Raw genomic sequence first — 19,672 nt, forward strand, 5'->3', positions numbered from 1 at the left:
TGCTTTATGCAAGCAGGCTGTATATATCCTTTGATGATGCTATTTACTGCACGGTAGTAATTTCAATAGCACCGTTTTCTCCTTTTGTCCCATATTTTTTTTCTGCTTCATCGCTGGTTAAAGTAAGCATGGTAAACTTTCCTGTTAACCTGGTATTGTTTGATGCCAGCTCTTTTCCATCAAGAACAAGCATTTTATTACTATTCATAATTTTAATCTCCCCGGTATATACAGCTGGATTATTTTTTGCCGGGATAGCGGTTGCGTCAGGTGGTGTTGGTGGTTTGGTTATCTCACCATATTTTTTTTCAAATTTTTCTTTTTGTTCAGCGTCATTAAAATCATAGGTTTCTTTTTGTCCGTTCTTTAACCATATAGTGGCTTTGTTATTATTAATGTCTAACCGTTTTACGTTGGCGGGCAATTTTGGTGGTGCAGGAGGCGCTGGTGGTGCGGCTGGCGGAGGAGGTGGCGCAACTTGTATGCCTGCCACAGGTGGCAGCGGTGGCGTTGGTGCTATTGCTGGTTTTACCTGTGTGCCGGCTACTGCAGGTGGTGCAGGCATGTCTGGTACCGGGGGAGCAAGGGATGCAGGCATGTCTGGCGTTGGCGGAGCAAGTGGTGCCGCAGGTGGCGGAGGTGGTGCAGGCAATTCGCCATAGACGCCCTCATACTTTTCAGGATTTTCATTCCATTCGGTTAGTAAAACTCTTTTTACTTCTTTGCCTGATTGGTCTTTTATCACCACGGTGGCATTACCTTTTTTGCCGGCAACATCAATAAGGTATCCCTTACTGTTAGTCCGCTTACGTTTAGGGAAGGTATCCCTGGATATTGTTTTGTCTACGGCAGCGATACCAGGTTGCAGCATTCCGGTATTTGCTACAGGTCCTGCTATGCCTGCTGCTTTAACAGCAGCAGTTGTTTTTACTGCTGCATCCCATTTGCTACGGAATGCAAGCAGCAAAACAGCTGTGGCAGGTAATAAAAACAGCAGTCGTATCAACTGCCGTTTGGCACTTTTTGTTTTGTTCATCATGGCTATTCTTTTTTTAAGTGAAGAAAAATTGAATTGTGTGGCTATACTATATTGATTGTTTCCTATTACTTTCAGCAGCAGGTACTGGTATTCTTTTTTATTAATGCCATTCTCCAGTACTTTTTCATCGGCAATAAACTCCAGGTTCTGGCGTATCGATCTTTTCAATAGCCATACAAAGGGATTGTACCAGCAGGCAATGCAAAGCAGTTCGCTCCAGATAATATCGATACTATGCCTTTGTTTTACATGCACAAATTCATGGTGGATGATCTCCTGCAATTCATCTTCGGTATGTAAGTGGCGGTTAATAAAAATAGCATTGCCAAAAGAAAACGGAATGATATTTTCGTTTACCTGGTACAGGTTCATGCCGTCTGCAGTAACCGGTTCTGCCCTGCGCAACATTTTTTTAAAGGAAAAAACCTGTAGTAACAAACGGGTGAGCATTACCAGCATACCTGTAATAATTATCAGCAATAATAATTCCCTTATGCCCAAAGTGGCAGACTGCGTTGCAGGCAAATCAGTTACTATATTGTTATTGATTGTTGGCACCCAATTAACGATCTCACTGCTATGCCAGTTATTTTTTTGTAATACAGCACTGATATTAATAAATGGAATTAAAAAAGAAAGCAGGGTATATCCCAGCAGGTACCAGCGGTTGTGGTTATAAAAAGTAAGCTTGCGTAAAATGAAATAGTAAAATAAAAATACTACCGCAAGACTTACAGAAAGTTTTAAAATATACGCCGCTAAAAAATGCATACCAATAGTTTTACAGGTTATTTGTTTCCTTTTTCAATCATGCTGATAATTTCCTTCAGCTCCCTGGCAGATAATTTTTTCTGCTCTACAAAAAAATTCACCATCTCTTTATAGGAGTTGTCGAAATATTCCTTTACCACATTACCCATGAATTTCTTTTTATACTCTGCTTCGCTCACGGCAGGTTTGTACAGGTAGGCATTGCCCACCAGCCTGCTGCTGATATATTCTTTACGTTCTAAATTTTTTACAATGGAAGCCACTGTAGTATAAGGAGCAGGTTCGTCAAGATTTTCCATAAAGGCTTTTACGTTGGCTTCGCCGGTGCGCCAGATGGCCTGCATCACTTCTTCTTCAACATGTGTTAACTTTTCCATTTCTACGAATTTTTCGTAAATCTACGAACATTTCGTAATTAACCAAATTTATTTTTGTTAAAGTGTGCTGCTAATAATTTAACAGTGTTGATCACTCCTGCAGATCAATCACTACTTTGGCGTTTTTTTGTTCAGAAGAAGAAATGAAAATCTCATACCGTTTCTTCCCGGCTGTAATGATCATGAGTGAGGTATTAGGGGGAATATTGCCTAAGTTATCGGCAACCATTATCAGTTCGTGATGCGGTTGTTGTTTATCTACTTTTATTTTTAAGCTAACAGGTTTTGCAGAAATACCTGCATGATTTACCACCAGTTCATTATTATGGTAAATGCTTACCGTATCGCCATCTATTTCACCATTATCATATAGCTCTATAGTTAGTTCAGTGGCCTCAGTTTTTATTTGCCGCACTACCGGGTTAGCCCTGGTTTCAATTACTTCAGGCACAGGAGCCATAATTTTCTTTTGAACCACGGCAGGAACAACAGTGGTTTTGTTTGCAGGTATCTGCTCTGCCGGTTTTTGCGGTTGCCTGTTGGTTTCTGTTTTTACAGGAGGCGGAATAACTTTTTCAACCGGTTTTGTTACAGTAATCACCGGTGGTGAATTTTCTTTTTGTTTCACTTCAGGTTGTGGCAAAATACATTCGCTGATAAAAATATCATCCATTGCAAAATCATTGCCGCAACCTCCGGTAGTCATATCTTTCATTTGTATCGTAACAGCATCAGCAGTTAAGGGCATGGTAAATTCACCCGTATACTTTTGCCACAAAGGCCCGCTTGTTTGTAATATCTGCCCCGTTTCAAAACCGGACAGCATTTTATCATTGGCAAAAATACCAATGGCAATTACCGGTGGCGTTGGATAACAACCGGTACTATACCTGCAAATATTGGCAAACCATGTTGACAATTGATATGCAGCCCCGGGTTTAAGCCCGGTAATTTTTAAAACAAAAAAATAGCCCGGCTTTTCTGATGCATTTACTATCATCATTTTCCCATTCACATCACCTGTAGTGTGATCGCTTAACATATCATGCCACCTGCCGCCAAAACAATTGCTGCTGTAAGATACAAAGCTATAATAGCCATCATCGGGGCAGCCGTCTTTTGCTTTCCTGTAATTTTTTACATTGGAAAGATTATACTCCTTACTATCTGCCGCCGTACCAAAATCAATTCTGATCACGGGCTCTTCATAATGGCAATTATTTGTTTGTGCCAATACTTTTATATTGCCGCAGCAAGCAAGCCATACAAAAACAGTAAACGCAATATTTGCTGCAATCTTTTTCAACTGTTGGTCATTTTATTACACCATTGCAATACACTCTACCGAAACCAGTATATTACCGGGAAATGGCATTACCTGTGGTGCACTGCGTGCAGGTGGGTTCTCTTTAAAAAAATCTGAGTACACTTTATTAATGATCTTAAAATCACTATCACATCCGGCCACCATATAAATCGTGGTTCTTACAATTTTACTAATACTGCTGCCGGCTTCTTCAATAATGGTTTGCACATTTTTAAATGCCTGCAAAGCCTGCGCTTCAAAATCATTTACTGCAATACTGCCTGTTGCGGTATCAATACCTGTAGTACCTGAAACAAAAATAAAATCACCAGCAATTACCGCCTGTGGAAAGGTCATATTGGTCCGCAGGACTTTAGGCGTATTAAAATTTTTTCTTGCTGCCATAGTAAATTGTATTAGTTGTAAAAAATAATTTGCCGGATGAATGTAAACTGTTTTATTCAGCGTAGCTCACTCTGTATCTTTTACTGCATGCATTTCTTTTAAACTGCAATTCAGCGAAAGATAACCTGAGCTTAACAGGTCAGCAAAATCCTGTGCCTCCTGCTTTTTTAAAACACCGCTGATAACACTGTTACCACCTTCAATAATGCCTATCACAGTCGGCACTGTTAAAACCTTACCATCCATTACCATAGCTACTGCCTTATTGATATTTCTTTCCGTCATTCTTTTCCAGGCGTAAGTGCCGTAGGCATCAAAAGACATTTCCACCGAATTGTATTTGCCGTCGGATTTTACGGAAGCCTTTTTGATATAGTTACTGGCAAAAAAACGGGTGTCATTTTCTTTTATAACATATACTTCACTCAATGGTGGTGTATTTTTATTTGGCCTATCTTCTTCTTTAAAAACCAGTGCTGCATCTGCAGGAAATAATTCAGCCGAAAGTTGAAAGTATTTTTTCAGCCGGGGAATATTTTGTGTTGTTACCTCCCCGATATAAGACGGAAAATTTGTGGTACTGCCAATCGTATATTGCTGTGCGTAACTATAAAATGCACTCAAAAAAGGATGGCCTGATGTATCTGTTTTATCTCCTGAAATTTTTTCAGCCACCATTTTATCTGCCTGTTCCATAATATTGGCCAGCTCGGGAATGGAATAACATTCGTAAAAAATTAATGCCCCTTTTTTAAGCAGGTTAGTTTTTATCCAATCTTTATCTGAAACCGCTGAACGTATGATTAGCTGGTGTTCTTTGTAGTCAGCAGTAACAACAGCATCATTAAACTTTGCCATCGCCAGCCGTTTTTTCAATATCAATACTGCGGTGTCTATTTGTTCATTACCAGTAACGGAATCTTCGATAGTGAGTGTAGTAATAAATTGCTTTTGTTTAGGGTTGCAACTGCTTGTTGCAAGGCTGCAGATAAGTAAGAGGGGTAAAATGTATTTCATTGTTGGGGAGTTATCGCTTTCGTAATCTAAGATATGTAATGATTATAAAAGTAAGGTGCTTTTATTTTAGGGGTTAAGATTGCGAATACATTGTGCTGAGCGTTTCTCAGCAGATTCAAATATCACTGGAGTGCAATAATGATGTTTCGTTTACAAATGCCGGCTATTGTTTCCTGTGAAGGCACCGGCAAAGAAAATGGAATACATCCGGTATATTAATATGTCGCATCTTTGCTAACTACATATTCTAAAGTATGAGATTCAGAAGTTGAAGTGCCATCTGCTTTTACATAATCTATTCGTACTGGCACAAAATGTTTACCTGGCTTACTGGCTGCCTTTAATGTATAATTTGCAACGCCGTTCACATCCACCAAAACGTTTTTACCATTGATACTGATTTTTGGCGAGGAAGCTGTATTAAAGGCCCCGATACCGGCACTGATATCGATATAGTCTCCCTGCTTTACATATTTACTGCTTTGCGCTACAATTGCCTCAAACTTTTCATATCCACAACTATAAGAATTTGTTTGATAATTACAATAAGTAAGCAACTGGCATTCTGTATCCAGAACAGCATGTTTAAACTGGTTTAAAAGGGTTAAAACTTCAATAACCGTTTTATTTGCAAAAAGCGTATTTGAAAAATTCAATGTTGTATTTTCGTCTTCAAACATAGTACCTGCAATAACTATTCTTTTTTCAAAAACATCTTTGATACCCTCATCCAATTCAAGTATATTCTTTTTGTAAGCTTTTATTTTCTGATACAGCACTTTACCCTCTCCGTTTCTAAGCAAAACCTCATTTACCGATTTTTTGTTCCCTTCATTTAATTCATAGTTTTTTTCTTTAAAGGTATAACCAGCTTTATCTTTCAATATATCTTTTAAACTATCAAGGTACCTAACCAACCCCACGGAATAATTTTTAATACCTGTAAACCTGGCTTGCCAGCGTGTTGTTCTTTCTATTGTTTGCGGATCTGATAATTTTTCTTCCAGCCCCATGTACAGCATATTGCTCTGCTGTGTAAGATTTTTAGACGATGCTTCTATGCCCTCATTTATCAATTTAAAAAAAGCCAACTCGCTCTTAGAAGAATTAGTACAGGAAAAAATACCGGCAACAAATAAAAAGGCTATTCCCCAAAACAGTTTCTGGCAAATCATGGCGGGCAAAATTTAAGGTGGTGAGATTTAAATGCAGAACGCAGCAAACGCATTTATTATATAAGAGTGCTCTTAAAAAATTGTTAAGGAGGTGTTTTGTTTGCAGGTGCTCGCCTTCACCCCTGGTGTATACACCAATCATGGTAAAAAAGCGAAGCCAGGTTTTAGAGACCTGGCTTCGCTGTATCAACTATTCTACTTTCAACCCCCAATCAATGCCCTTCTGTGTTGCCGGCACACCTTCGGTTAACCATTTGGCAGGTTTTTCTCCTTTCAGTTTCCAGTCAAAAAATTGTTGCTCTCTTAACTGGATATCTTTACGGTTTTTTCTTTCAATTAAATTATGGGCTTCGTTATTATACACCAGTAACCATACAGGTTTGTTAAGGCGACGCATAGCAGTAAATAGTTCAATACCCTGGTACCAGGGTACTGCATCATCAGCATCATTACTCATAATTACCAAGGGCGTAGTTACTTTAGGTAAATGGAACAGCGGTGAGTTTTCTATATACAGATTTTGTTTTTCCCACAATGTGGCACCAATACGGCTCTGTGTTTTTTCGTACTGGAACTGGCGGTTGAGGCCACTACCCCAGCGTATGCCGCCATAGGCACTGGTCATGTTGGCAACGGGTGCACCTGCCCATGCCGCAGCAAATAATTTTGTTTTGGTAATAAGGATGGCGGTTTGATAACCACCCCAGCTTTGCCCCTGTAACCCCAGTCTGGTACTGTCTACATACCCCAGTTTTACAATTGCCCTTACACCGCTTACGATATAATTATACGCATCGTTGCCGGGGTGGCCGGTAGTATAGGAAATATCAGGAGCAAACACCACATAACCACGACTTACAAAAAAAGATATGTTCAAACGGCTGGGCGTAGGCGAAGGTGGAATATAACCATACAAACCATCGCTCAGCTTTTCGTAAAAATAACTGATCATCGGGTATTTCTTTTTAGGATCGAAGTTTTCGGGTTTGTAAATAATACCTTCACTTTCTTTACCGTTGTAGGTTTTCCATTTAAATAATTCGGCAGTACCCCAGTTGTAATCATTTTGCTGGGGATTAATATCGCTTAGTAACTGGTCCCATTGGAAATATAAATTTGGCGGAGATGTATAGTTTTCTTTGGTAAAGATATATGCGATCTCATTTTTTGCCTTTACAGGAAAACCAAATGTATAAGGCAGCAGTTCGTTGTGAAAAGAAAGGATATTATTTTTTGCTTTTGTTATATCCAGTGCAGATTTTTTTGTTACGTTATCAAATACACGAAACATTACACCTTTCTCTGTATTTACAAAACGTTCTTCCCTGTCTGTGGATATATAGCGGTAAGTTACCTTGTTCTTCCTTGGCATTTGAGCAGGATCAATGATCGTTACGGGGGCAACTCCGCCATTGGGTTTCACGTCCCACACTTCATACCTGTCGTACACGTACAAATCCTTATCTTCATCACTCCAGCCCATCACTCCATAAGGCGCAGGATAATCCGGCACATCATTATCCTCTTCATACAAAGGCACTTTAATTTTTTCGGTAGCATTTTTTGTAACGCCGGTTGTTACATCATAGGTAAAATAATTTTTCTTCACGTTATCGTACCAGTACACATACTTACCGGCAGGCGAAGCATCAAAGTTAGCCAGGGCATTAGCCAGCACTAATTTTTTACTGCCGTCTTTTGTACTGATCACATAAGCAGATGTTTTGGTACGGCCTGTCCACTGCCCTTCCACCCTGTTGCCTTTATTACTCTCTGCCAAAACCCAATCGGCATTACCCTCATTTACCAATGTAATTCTCTCGGCATCTTCGGCGCCCAGTTGTATCACCTGGTTGTGGCCTAAATTAATTACGGCCGTATAGCTGCGCTTTAATTCACCGTCCAATTGTTTTAATTGCTGTGGTTGTAAATAATCATCATTGTAATGCCATACATCTAAACGGGCCAGTTCAAAATCTACCAGCGTGGTGTCTTTTGGTGCTTTAATGAGTGCAGTGCCAAAGAATAATTTTTTACCATCTTTACTAAAAATCAAATTCGCATTTTCGCTAACCGTAGTGCCCACTTTCATGCCTACCGTATTTTTTTCTGCAATAATACCGGCACTATCCGCTCCTTTAAAATAATAATAGAGTTTGTAAAATTTAGTGAGTGCTTTGGCTACACTATCACGTTCTGCCACAAAAGCCAGTTGATTACCCTCTTCATTCAACGCATAATTTTTGGCATCGTTGAATTTTTTCATGATAGTATCGGTCTTGCCGGTAGTAAGGTCTACCCATAATACCGTTGGCTTTGTAATACTGTCGTTATTTTTTGCAGAAGTTTCTACAATTAAAGTGTTGGCTTTTTTGCTGAAGAAATATTCTGTTACCAGTTTAAATTTTTTATCGGTGCCGGTATTCAAATTTCTCAATACCAGGTCAGTGCCTTCTTCCACTTTTTCTGCATCAGGTTTGGGTGGCGTGGGTTTCTCTTCTTTTTTAGTTGGTTTAAGTATGGCTATACCCTTCTCTTGTGCTTCCTTCGCTTTTTTTACCATTTCCGCTGCAACATTCATCAGGCTATCTGCTGTTTGGTACATATTTTTTAATTGCGTGGCAGAATCAGGCAATGCTTTTACTTTAGGTGAAGGCGTTTCTGCCTTTTCTAACAAATAGGCCATCCAGCCGCTGCCTTTTTCGGGTGTTTTGTACGATTTTATTTTAGCGATCTTCAATACACTGTCTTGCCCCAGTTCTATAATACCTAAAGAATCTTTGGGCAGGTCATCACCGGTTTTCTTTTTAATTTTTGCCTGCCGGGTATCCTGGAAAAATGGTTTTATTTTAAACACCAGGTATTTACTGTCTTCTGTAAGTACAGCGCTGTAACCACGGGGAATTACTTTTTTATATCTCGTAACCGGGTTTTGTATCACCAGTTCACCATCGCCTTCCTGGGGATTAACCGTGTACACTACAAATTTTCCGTTGTTGCTGATCATACGTTCACCAATACTTTTCCAGCTGTCATACACGCTATGGTCCAGAGGTTTTTTGTTTTGTGCTGTAGCAGAGGAAACAATGAACAGAAACAGGATAAGAAACAATTTTTGCATATTAGAGGTTTTGGAGGCTTAAAGTTATTGGAATTTTCCCGCAGATTTCACTGAGGACGCAGAAAGGAAGAAAATATAGTTTTACCTGCAGTAAATAGGGTTGCCACAGTGGTACGGAAGCATAGAAAAAGCAGATGCCAACACTGATGCCGTTACAAAAATCCACCCGGATCAAACCTGCGTTACCTGCGTAATCTGCGGGCCTATTCCTCCTCCATAAATCCCCACTCCGTTCTCAATCCTTCCAGTCTTTCTCCTTCTAATTTTATTGCATCATAATGCCCGGCATTATTTTTCTGCCGGTAGGCTTCGTATAATGTAACCGCACAAGCCACAGAAATATTTAATGATTTAATGATGCCCACCTGCGGAATAATAAAATTTCCATCAGCCATGGCAATGATCTCCTCGCTAACACCACTGTGTTCGTTACCAAAAATCAATGCTACCGGTTCGGTTAAATTTAATTCGTGCAGGCCAACTGCATCGCTGCTTAAATGCGTGGTGTAAATTTTTTTATAGCGTTTTCTTAATTCGGCAAAACATTCATCCGCATCGGTGTATTGATGTACGGTTAGCCACTTGGCTGCACTGGAACTGCTTTTAGCACCCCATTTACGGTGCGGTGGAATCTTATTGTTCAAAATAAAAATGTCCTGTATGCCCACGGCATCTGCGGTACGCATTACAGCGCTGATATTGTGCGGATCAAAAACATTTTCCAATACCACCGTAAGGTCAGGCTGGCGTTTATTTAATACAGAAGAGAGTCGTTCGTTGCGTTCGGGTGTCATATCAATATATAAAACGTAAAAATACACAATATGCCCTTAGTGTATCCATCTGTCAAAAATATTATTGCAGCACAAAATCATTGTTTACTTTTAAATATAAATTTCAAACATGAGAAAAGTACTACTGGTAAGTTTTTTATTCACGGGCCTTTTTGCTACGGCACAAAAGAAACCGGATTTTTTAGCCGCTAATATTGATCATACCGTTGCTCCCGGCACCGATTTCTTTTTATATGCCAATGGCGGATGGATCAACAAAACACCCATACCTGCCAGCGAAAGTGGCTGGGGCATTGGCAACCTGGTGCAGGAAGAAATTTACAGCCGCATAAAAGCGATCAACTACAGCGCAGCACAAGCAACCAAAATACATGGCAGCACTTCGCAAAAGATCGGCGATTTCTGGAAGGCAGCGATGGATACGGTGGCTATCAATAAAGCAGGCTTATCGGTATTAAAAACAACTTTCAAAACCATTGATGCCATTACATCACCGGCAGATCTTACTGCAGTGGCAGCAGCCCTGCATATTGCGGGTGTCAATTGTTTCTTCAGCCAGTACGTAGCACAGGACGATAAGAACAGCGACGCCATGGTGTATCGCTTAGACCAGGGCGGGCTGGGTTTACCCAACAGGGAATATTATTTTAAAACCGATGAGAGAACAGCAACCGTACGAGAAGCGTATAAAAAATATGTTACGCTTACTTTACAGCAACTGGGCATGAGCAATGCTGTTGCTTTAAAAAGCATGAAAGAAATTTTTGACCTGGAAACCAGCTTAGCTACTGCCAGCCGCAAGTTAGAAGACCTGCGTGACCCTTATGCGAATTATAATAAAATGACCTTTGGATCTTTATCTGCAGATTGCCCGGCTATTAACTGGAATAAATATGCCACCGCAATCGGTATTAAACAAACGATCATTACCGATTCTATTGTAGTAGGCCAGCCTGAATTTTATAAAGCACTAAGCACTGCAATACAAACCACGCCCATTGCAGTATGGAAGAACTATTTAAAATTTCATGTGATACAATCTGCTGCGGGTTTTTTAGATAACACCACTTACATGAATGCTTTTAATTACCGTAAAGCATTAACGGGTGCAAAAGAACCACGGCCAAGATGGAAAAGAGTATTGGATGCAGAAGAAGGTGCGATGGGTGAATTACTGGGACAACTTTTTGCAAAGGAATATTTTAATGAAAAAGCAAAAGCACGGTACAGCAATTTAGTAGAAGCGATAAGGGATGCTTATGTTGACCGCATAAAAAAATTATCGTGGATGAGTGCCGAAACAAAAACAAAGGCGTTGGATAAACTGAGCAAGGTGAGTGAAAAAGTTGGTTACCCTGATAAATGGAAAGACTTTAGTTCTTTGAACATTACTCCAGACTCCTACTTTAAAAATATGATGGCTGCAAGCACCTTCTGGCATTTTTACAGTATGAATAAATTAGGCAAACCCGTTGACAGAACAGAATGGGATATGACGCCGCAAACCTACAATGCGTATTATAATCCTGGCAATAATGAAATTGTATTACCCGCCGGCATATTTGCAGTGCCGGGCATGAAGGATGATGAATTGGATGATGCCTTTGTGTATGGCTATGCAGGTGCCAGTACCATTGGCCACGAAATTACACATGGCTTTGATGACCAGGGAAGGCAGTATGATGCAAAAGGCAATTTAACCGATTGGTGGACAACAGCAGATGGTGAAGAATTTAAAACAAGAGCCAAAGCCATCATCAATCAATTCAACGAATTTATGCCGGTGGATACGTTGCATATTAATGGCGAAGCCACACAGGGAGAAAATATTGCCGACCTTGGTGGTATGTTGTTAGGACTTGATGCCTATAAAAAAACAAAAGAATATAAAGAAGGTAAATTGATCGGCGGGCTTACACCGATACAGCGTTATTTTTTAGGTTATGCTTATGGATGGATGTACCAGGAAAAAAAAGAACGCCTTGCCAACCAGGTGATGACGGATGTGCATGCACCTGCAAAAGAAAGAGTGAACGGGCCGGTAGTAAATATTGCTGAGTTTTATGAAGCCTTTGGTATTAAGCCGGGAGACAAAATGTACAGGGCTGATAATTTAAGGGTAAACATCTGGTAAGAGATGAACACGGATAACGCAGATAGAAGGGATCAGCACAGATTTTTTATAAACAGCAGAAAAAAATTGTACTTTTAAAATATTCTTTTCTCCGCACCATCTTTTTAATCCACGCTCTGAAAAATTATTTATACATCATGAGGACGAAATTAAAAACAGACGAAAAATTATTACTCATCATCCGCAAGCACTGGATAAAATTAGTGCTGCCCATGTTTGCATGGCTTGTGCTTACCATTGCCATATTATGGTGGATGCCTACCGGTGTGGGCTTTGTAATTATTTTGCTGGCAGCTATTTACCCTGCGTTGGAATACATCAATTGGAAATATAACCTGTGGGCTGTTACCAATATGAGAGTGGTGGATGAAAGCGGTTATTTTACCCGCTATTCAAAAGAAAGTCCGCTGGATAAAATTAATAATGTGGAATACGATCAAACGATATGGGGCAGAATTTTTGGTTATGGAGATGTGGATATACAAACGGCCGCTGAATTAGGTGAAACAAAATACCAGTTGATCCATCATCCTAAATTATTAAAAGACACCATCACCCACGCACAGGAAGAATACAAACGCATGCAGATCAGCAGCCAGGCTACACAACTGGCACAGGCTATTGCGGCGCAAAGGCCGGCTGCAGGCCCGGCGGCTTCACAACAAATGATTGCAGACGAATTGCATAAATTATTCGACCTGTTGCAGAAAGGCGCTATTACCAATGAGGAATACGTGGCACAGAAAAATAAATTGATCGGGAATTAATTGCTTCAGATAACATTAACAAAATCCTAAGCGCAATAAATTCCGCTGCTGCTTCGGGCAACTCATCCAGTATTTCTTTCAGTTCATTCTGCTTGCCCTTGAAACTACAGGGCTAAAAAATGAACTTGCAATAAAAGAAATATTCCCAGGGGTTATGAAAGTAATAATTGTAGAGCCGGAAAAGCAGGTGATAAAAAAATTAATGCGGGTGCTGCATGCCATCGATAGCAGCATCAACATCCTTGCTGTGGTAAATGATATAGCTGCATTGCAATCACAAATAAACACCCCCCCAATCCCCGACCTGGTATTAGTAAATAAACAATTGCTGAGTGACACGCAGAATTCTATTGAAGCAAAACTGATCATTACCGCCGGCAAAAATCACCTCGTATATCTTGCCTTCAGGATAAACAATCTGAAGTACCTGCAAAAATATTTACTCAAGGAAAATACCGGCACTACTCCCTTACAGAAAGAACAAACTGATATCACTAAAACCGTAAATAAACGGGACCAGATGGCTACCTTACCCGAATTGCAGCAAGCCATTAAAAAAAGATTTTTAGTTACCTACCAGCAAAAACTATTGTCTGTTGCAGTGGAAGAGATTGCTTATTTTTTCTCTGATAACCGCTTCATCTTTTTTAAAACATTCGATAACCGGAAATTTTTAATTGAATACAGGATGGATGAACTGGAAACCATTCTTGACCCGCAATTTTTCTTTCGTATCAACAGGTCGTATATCATTTCCATTAATTCAATTGCGGTTATTTATTCCTATCCCGGTAACCGTTACAAAATAAATTTACTGCCCCCGGTTGAAAAAGAAATGATCGTTAGCCGTGAGCGTATTGCCAATTTTAAAAAATGGCTGGGAGAATAACTACCTTCCTTTTGTTCGTGTTCAATTTTCTACAACTAATGCAGTAATTGTTTCAACTGCTGCAACTTCGTTACATTTCTACCGGCCAAGTGTGTAGGTTTACTTTGCAACTGCTGATAAAAGGATACTGTGCAAATGCCGGTTTGCATTAATAGTTTACCAAAGTTTTGCTGCTGTTATAATTGTTATTGTCAATTATATCAACCAGCGCCAGTGAAAAGGGGATTTTACAGAACTGTTTTTCTATTATCCAATATATAAATTCAATATCCTTAAAAAAATCAAATTATGAAAGCCCTTTTCATTTTCTTCTTTGTCCTGCTTATTTTAGCAGTGATTACAGCAACTCCCTTACATGGCCAATGTTTAACCGCTCCCACTGCAAGTTGCACCAATACCGAGCCTTTAGCTACTGATGGTGAAACATTAAATAGCGGCACTACCAAATGGTATTATGGCGCAGCAACAACTTTTAATTCTTTAAAATTGAATGGCGGCACTTTAGTGGTATGCGGTAATCTTACCATCGATAAATTTTATATGGATTCCGGTAAAATATTTGTACAGGCCGGTGGCAGGTTTGTAATTGGCAGCGGTATCGGTTCGGGCCTGCCGTTAAAAGGCAATAGTTATCTCTACAACTACGGCACATTGGAAATTCAAAGGAATTTGTCTTTGGAAAATGGCTGGGCTACCGCTGCAAAACCCAATGTGGTTATCAATGCCACACGTACTGCAACTCTAAAAATGAACAACCAGTACTTTGTTATCAACAATGCCAACTCCTGGTTTGTAAATAAAGGCAAAGCCTATTTTCATGGCATCATCACCGATCCGCAATCTGCCGTAAACAGTGTATGCCTTGGCAAAGGCAGTGAAACGGTGATGACAGTACTGTATAACAAAGTAAAGAACAGCTATTTTGCCCCCGAAGCTTTTGCCTGTGTATCGGTATCAGAATTTTCGCAGCTATGGGATACACTTACTACCGTGAATCCGTACATTCATCTTTGCCTTGGCCCCACACACCGCACTGATTCTTCGTGCAGGCCTTTCGGTTGTAAACCTTCCTGGGGAACGGCAGATATTTTCAGGGGTTGCACCGGTTGTAATATGATACAGGTACTATCAAATAATTTTCTCACCTTCTCTGCAACACAATACCCTGCAGGCAATATGCTGTATTGGGAAATGGAAAACAATAATACGGCCAATGCTGTATTCTATATTGAATCATCAACCGATGGCACACAGTTTGAAACGATACATTCGTTAGCCGCAGGAAAGTATAACAACACCATACAATACTCTTATTTGGCGGCACCTTTATCAGCCGAAATTGGTTATTACAGGATAAAGTACGTTGATACGGCATCGAAATTTATTACTTATACACCGGTCATCAAAATTAAAACCAAAAACTCTTACCCGGTTGTCATCTATCCCAATCCTTTTACAGAGCAGTTGTGGGTTTCATTAGCGGAGAATTATGCCACCGTTACCGCCACCATTACCAATGTGTATGGCAAAACAATCAGCCAGCAGCATACTTCGTATACTGGTAACAGGTGGCAACTTAACCTGCCACCGGGTGCTGCTGCCGGAATTTATATCGTCACAGTGACAGCAGGCGGGCATACCTGGCGACAAAAAGTTTTAAAACAATAGCGCTATCACATATTAAAATGTATTCCTCAACTGTATGTACAGCCACTCAGCTGTACGTACAGTATGATAAATTATTGCCATTACCAAACCCAAAACTCATGAACAGTAGTTCGATGCAACTCTATACACAAATGCAGGATGACATCAACGACTTAGTGATGCATTGCAAATGTGAAACCACAATGATAGAAGGCTGTTTTAATATCGTTATTCATTGCTGGGGCAAAATAAAAAAATACTTAGAATCTTATATATTCACCACCGAAACGGAAGAGATCCATTTCTTTAAAAATATAAAACCCTTATTTATAGCTGCAATAGAATATTATACCCTGCACTACCAGGCCATTTTATTTAAACCTTCAAACGATACCAATGCACTGGCAGCCTACTGGATGCATGAATTGAAGAGAGTGGAAAAATTTTATACCCGGCACAAGGAATTTTATCAATACTACAGCAGCGGGCAAAACTATAATGACCGCAGTTATTTTACCCGTGCCTGTAATACAGGCAAGGCAGCCGGCAGCAAGCTATCTGATATTAACACAGCCAGTTCACAAGATCATGTTGTGGCTTGCATAATTGCGTACCAGAAATACAGAAAGTATGTAGAAGCAGAACTGGAAATACTATTGAAAGGCAATACAAAAGAGCCCCGGCAACAGTACCATCCTGCTGCAACACTTTTCACTTTATCCGACCTCAGGTTTTCCTTCTTTAACAGGTTGGTCAATGCTCAACCCAAACTAATATTACATGCCCGCTAAACATTTTCCCGAAAAATTTGTTGTTTTAAATCACAAAATATACAGCAACGGTAAACTGCAATTAATCTAAAAAGTTTACATTGCAGTTCACTTAAAAACTTTACACATGAAAAAGATAGCCACATTTGCACTGCTGTTAACCGGCCTGGTCATCAGCAGTAACACACAGGCACAGGGAGGTGACAAAAGCAAACGCCCCAGCCCGCCTGCACTGGTAACACAAACACTTGCATCAGGCGCCGTAGTAAGTATCGATTACAGCCAGCCTTCTGTAAAAGGAAGGACTATTGGTAAAGACCTTGAACCTAAAGCCGGTGAAGTATGGCGCACCGGTGCCAACGAAGCCACCGTTTTTGAAACCACCAAGGCATTAAAAATTAATGGCAAAGAATTACCTGCGGGAAAATATGGTTTGTTCAGCCTTTCCGGTGCAGAAACATGGACCATTATTTTTAATAAAACCTGGAAACAATGGGGCGCTTTTTCTTACAAAGAAGCCGATGATGCATTAAGGATTCCTGCTACCGTTTCCAAAGCAACTCCCTTTGCCGAAAAGATGACTTTTACCATTGACAAAAACGGCCTGGTTACATTATTGTGGGGCGATAATAAAGTTACTTTTAAGGTAGAATAATTTTTTGATCTCACTATAAAAAGAGAGCTGTGCAATTTGCATGGCTCTTTTTTATTGCCGTTAATGCTCCCAATGTTTTCCTGATTAACACTTGTTTAACCACGGCCTGCGCATGTAATTTGTCTCTTTGTCGTTGGAATAAATAAAGTAACCGCTATAATGAAACATACATTCATTTGCTTTTTTATTGCAACGCTCTGCTCATTCAGCAGCTATGCACAAAAAAATCCTGACGCCATTGTAGGCCAATGGATGAGTGAAGATAATAACCTTAAAGTGGAAGTGTACAAAGATGGTACACAGTTTAAAGCTAAAGTACTTTGGTTTGATGATAGTGATGATAAAAACAAACCCTGGAATACCAGGCTGGATGAAAAAAATCCGAAGGCAGCATTACGCTCCAGGAAGATTGCGGGGATGGAAGTGTTGAGCGGACTAACGTATGATGAAGAGGATGACGAATGGGTGGATGGTGTGATCTACGATAGTAAATCGGGAAAAGAATGGAGTTCCAAAGTATGGATCAATAAAAACCACCAGTTAAAAGTGAGGGGTTACTGGCTGGTAAGCCTTTTTGGCGAAACAATGACCTTTAATAAAGTTTAAACCCATATATGCACCACCTTATTCATTTCTTAGTGTATTCGTCATCGGAAGCACAGTTTTTTCTCATCACCGGCATGCTGCTGCTCTGCTGGAATATTGAATTACTGGCCGGCCTGAATGTAAATTATAAAAAGTGGAGACATGCCATTGTAAATGCCGGTTTTATCTTCAGTAATTTTCCGTTGCAGGTACTGGTGGGTATTACATTTGCCGCCACCATGCAATGGACAGCCAGGCATCATTTTGGTTTCTTCTACCACATTCCGTTCTTAAAAAATGAGCTCTGGCTATTTATCGCCACTTTTATTTTTCTCGATTTTGGCGAATATATCTACCATGTGGTAATGCACAAAATTAAACGCTTCTGGATGTTTCATGTGGTACACCACAGCGACCTTCATTTAGATACTTCCACTTCCTTACGGGAGCACCCGGGTGAAAATTTTATCCGCAACAGTTTTACCTTACTCTGGGTTTTTATCAGCGGCACTGTTTTCTGGGCATTGGTACTGCGGCAAATTATACAGATCGCCAGCAATGTTTTTGCACATGTGAACTACCGGCTGCCCGAAAAAGTAGATAAAGTTGCCGGTATATTGTTCATCACACCTAATATTCATCATGTACACCATCACTATGCTCAACCCTATACGGATTGCAATTACGGCGATGTATTGAGCATCTGGGATCATCTCTTCGGCACTTTCAAACGCCTCCACCCTTCTAAAATTATTTTTGGTGTAGATACATTTATGGATGAACCAGATAAAAGAAAATACCTGCATTTACTAAAATTGCCTTTTGGAAAATACCGGAAGAGTAATCCGGTAATGATTGATGAATTGCACGCAGTTAATAAGTGATCGTTGCTTTTTGGAACGAGCAGTTGTCCACAGCCAAACATCGTTGTGTCACTCACTTGTACAGTATACCTTTATTGAGCTTTTATTGAAGCGTAGCTTGCAGCAATTAAAATAGTAATTTCTATTCTGTAACTTGTAGTTTGTATATTTATATTATTCAACTGCTTTTATGAAAGCTATTAAACTTATTCTGTTTCTTATATTATTGGGATTTTTTTCCTGCAAATCAAATTCAGCCAGACACTCAATTACAGCAGACGCTGGTAAGTTGCATGACAAAATAATTCCCCTGGTTCAATATATTGATAATGCCGATAGTTGTAAAAAAGCACTTTTATTTCTTGATAGCGCCACAGCCATTGATAGTAATTGCTTTCCCTGTTATTATGAAAAATTAATGTTCCTGAACAGTTTGCAACAATACAACAAAGCTATTACCGCTATAAATAATACCATCAGAATAAATCCGGGTGCGCAAGACCTTTACCTGTTAGGCGGAATATTTTACGAAAGGCTGAATGACTCTATTTCATCAGTACCTTATTTTAAAAAATCGTTACAAATATGTGATGCCGTTCTGGACACTATTCATAATACAAACACGAATTATCTTATCCTGGCAAGCAATAAAGCGATAACACTGATCATGCTTGGGCAACAAACAAAAGGAAATGAATTATTAAAACAACTGGCTGGCACACAAACCGACGAAACCATGAAAAAAAATCTATTGCTGATAACCACCAAAAACAAAAAAGATTTAATAACGGAAATGACCTACACTCAAAATGTCAATAAATAGACAATCGATTATTATAACTAATAAAAAATATTTAGTTTCCTCTACACTTCAATAAAAGCCCCAATTTTCCACTGTTGAATAAAGCTTCACCAATGAAGTTCAAACATTGAACATGCACTCTTTTCAAAAAAAATATAAACTTTATTAACTGTAGTTTGTTATTACATAAACAGCAACTATGACAAACGAAATCAAGAACAACTTTCTCTATCACAGGGCACTTACTGCCGAAGCAATACACAGTTTGGAAGAAAAGGGCTACAAATATTTACAGGTGCAGGGTTTTACACTCGATCATCATCCTGAATACGTGGAGCCGCATTACCTGATGCTGGTGCCGGTAAAAGAATTGCCAATGGATATTTATGAACCCATCAACAGTGAACTGGTAAATGAGTGGATTGCCGGTGCAGCAGATAAAAGCAACATGGAAGTATTTTTAGCAGGTACCAAAGCCAGGAGCAATTAATTAAGTGCTATCGTACTTTCTTCGGGTGAGCCACCCATCGTGGGTGACTCACCCGAAGAAAGAGC

19 protein-coding genes are annotated in these 19,672 nt (G+C 39.7%); 11 read left to right on the plus strand and 8 right to left on the minus strand.

The window, feature by feature from the left end; all coding sequences use genetic code 11:
• Nucleotides 1-43: 43 nt before the first annotated feature.
• The 6 genes from ACYVM0_RS07335 to ACYVM0_RS07360 all read right to left on the minus strand — a co-directional run bounded on the left by ACYVM0_RS07335 (nt 44) and on the right by ACYVM0_RS07360 (nt 6,006).
• Nucleotides 44-1,810 (minus strand): M56 family metallopeptidase, encoded by a 1,767-nt coding sequence (locus ACYVM0_RS07335; RefSeq protein WP_460554721.1) that lies wholly within the window; start codon nt 1,808-1,810, stop codon nt 44-46.
• Nucleotides 1,811-1,827: 17 nt separating this feature from the next.
• Nucleotides 1,828-2,187 (minus strand): BlaI/MecI/CopY family transcriptional regulator, encoded by a 360-nt coding sequence (locus tag ACYVM0_RS07340; protein ID WP_460554724.1) that lies wholly within the window; start codon nt 2,185-2,187, stop codon nt 1,828-1,830.
• Between the two features lie 91 nt (nt 2,188-2,278).
• Nucleotides 2,279-3,493, minus strand: a complete 1,215-nt coding sequence (locus ACYVM0_RS07345; RefSeq protein WP_460554727.1) for a carbohydrate binding domain-containing protein — start codon at nt 3,491-3,493, stop codon at nt 2,279-2,281.
• Nucleotides 3,494-3,508: 15 nt separating this feature from the next.
• Complete coding sequence (locus tag ACYVM0_RS07350) at nt 3,509-3,898, minus strand: RidA family protein (protein ID WP_460554730.1); 390 nt, start codon at nt 3,896-3,898, stop codon at nt 3,509-3,511.
• 66 nt (nt 3,899-3,964) lie between these two features.
• Nucleotides 3,965-4,915: a SecDF P1 head subdomain-containing protein gene (locus ACYVM0_RS07355; protein WP_460554733.1), complete on the minus strand. Its 951-nt coding sequence runs from the start codon at nt 4,913-4,915 to the stop codon at nt 3,965-3,967.
• A 215-nt stretch (nt 4,916-5,130) separates the two neighbouring features.
• A complete protein-coding gene (locus ACYVM0_RS07360) occupies nt 5,131-6,006 on the minus strand; it encodes a hypothetical protein (protein WP_460556302.1) in 876 nt (291 codons plus the stop codon).
• Between ACYVM0_RS07360 and ACYVM0_RS07365 the strand changes: the two genes are divergently transcribed.
• Nucleotides 5,927-6,106 carry a hypothetical protein gene (locus ACYVM0_RS07365; RefSeq protein WP_460556318.1) on the plus strand — a complete coding sequence of 60 codons (180 nt, stop codon included), beginning with the start codon at nt 5,927-5,929 and terminating at the stop codon, nt 6,104-6,106. The two genes, ACYVM0_RS07360 and ACYVM0_RS07365, sit on opposite strands and share 80 nt — an antisense overlap.
• A gap of 174 nt (nt 6,107-6,280) precedes the next feature.
• On the opposite strand, the gene ACYVM0_RS07370 is transcribed toward ACYVM0_RS07365, so the two are convergent.
• Together ACYVM0_RS07370 and ACYVM0_RS07375 are read right to left on the minus strand one after the other, a co-directional pair.
• Nucleotides 6,281-9,211, minus strand: coding sequence for an alpha/beta hydrolase family protein (locus tag ACYVM0_RS07370; RefSeq protein ID WP_460554737.1), 2,931 nt, complete (start codon nt 9,209-9,211; stop codon nt 6,281-6,283).
• Nucleotides 9,212-9,414: 203 nt separating this feature from the next.
• Complete coding sequence (locus ACYVM0_RS07375) at nt 9,415-10,005, minus strand: TrmH family RNA methyltransferase (RefSeq protein WP_460554740.1); 591 nt, start codon at nt 10,003-10,005, stop codon at nt 9,415-9,417.
• Nucleotides 10,006-10,114: 109 nt separating this feature from the next.
• Between ACYVM0_RS07375 and ACYVM0_RS07380 the strand changes: the two genes are divergently transcribed.
• The 10 genes from ACYVM0_RS07380 (at nt 10,115) to ACYVM0_RS07425 (ending at nt 19,607) form a co-directional block, all read left to right on the plus strand.
• The gene (locus ACYVM0_RS07380; RefSeq protein ID WP_460554743.1) at nt 10,115-12,139 is read left to right on the plus strand and encodes a M13 family metallopeptidase; all 2,025 of its coding nucleotides are present in this window, start codon (nt 10,115-10,117) and stop codon (nt 12,137-12,139) included.
• 137 nt (nt 12,140-12,276) lie between these two features.
• Nucleotides 12,277-12,906, plus strand: a complete 630-nt coding sequence (locus ACYVM0_RS07385) for an SHOCT domain-containing protein (protein WP_460554746.1) — start codon at nt 12,277-12,279, stop codon at nt 12,904-12,906.
• A gap of 154 nt (nt 12,907-13,060) precedes the next feature.
• Nucleotides 13,061-13,795 carry a LytR/AlgR family response regulator transcription factor gene (locus ACYVM0_RS07390; RefSeq protein ID WP_460554749.1) on the plus strand — a complete coding sequence of 245 codons (735 nt, stop codon included), beginning with the start codon at nt 13,061-13,063 and terminating at the stop codon, nt 13,793-13,795.
• 288 nt (nt 13,796-14,083) lie between these two features.
• Nucleotides 14,084-15,463: a T9SS type A sorting domain-containing protein gene (locus tag ACYVM0_RS07395; RefSeq protein ID WP_460554751.1), complete on the plus strand. Its 1,380-nt coding sequence runs from the start codon at nt 14,084-14,086 to the stop codon at nt 15,461-15,463.
• 98 nt (nt 15,464-15,561) lie between these two features.
• The gene (locus ACYVM0_RS07400; protein ID WP_460554754.1) at nt 15,562-16,233 is read left to right on the plus strand and encodes an RteC domain-containing protein; all 672 of its coding nucleotides are present in this window, start codon (nt 15,562-15,564) and stop codon (nt 16,231-16,233) included.
• 106 nt (nt 16,234-16,339) lie between these two features.
• The gene (locus ACYVM0_RS07405; protein WP_460554757.1) at nt 16,340-16,867 is read left to right on the plus strand and encodes a DUF2911 domain-containing protein; all 528 of its coding nucleotides are present in this window, start codon (nt 16,340-16,342) and stop codon (nt 16,865-16,867) included.
• A 159-nt stretch (nt 16,868-17,026) separates the two neighbouring features.
• Nucleotides 17,027-17,473, plus strand: coding sequence for a DUF2147 domain-containing protein (locus ACYVM0_RS07410; protein WP_460554760.1), 447 nt, complete (start codon nt 17,027-17,029; stop codon nt 17,471-17,473).
• 8 nt (nt 17,474-17,481) lie between these two features.
• Entirely contained in the window at nt 17,482-18,336 is an 855-nt protein-coding gene (locus tag ACYVM0_RS07415) for a sterol desaturase family protein (RefSeq protein ID WP_460554763.1), read from the plus strand.
• Between the two features lie 169 nt (nt 18,337-18,505).
• Entirely contained in the window at nt 18,506-19,138 is a 633-nt protein-coding gene (locus ACYVM0_RS07420; protein ID WP_460554766.1) for a hypothetical protein, read from the plus strand.
• Nucleotides 19,139-19,316: 178 nt separating this feature from the next.
• On the plus strand, nt 19,317-19,607 hold the full coding sequence (locus ACYVM0_RS07425) for a hypothetical protein (protein WP_460554769.1): 291 nt from the start codon (nt 19,317-19,319) through the stop codon (nt 19,605-19,607).
• The last annotated feature ends 65 nt before the right edge of the window (nt 19,608-19,672 follow it).

It is taken from the genome of Ferruginibacter profundus, from assembly GCF_054783275.1.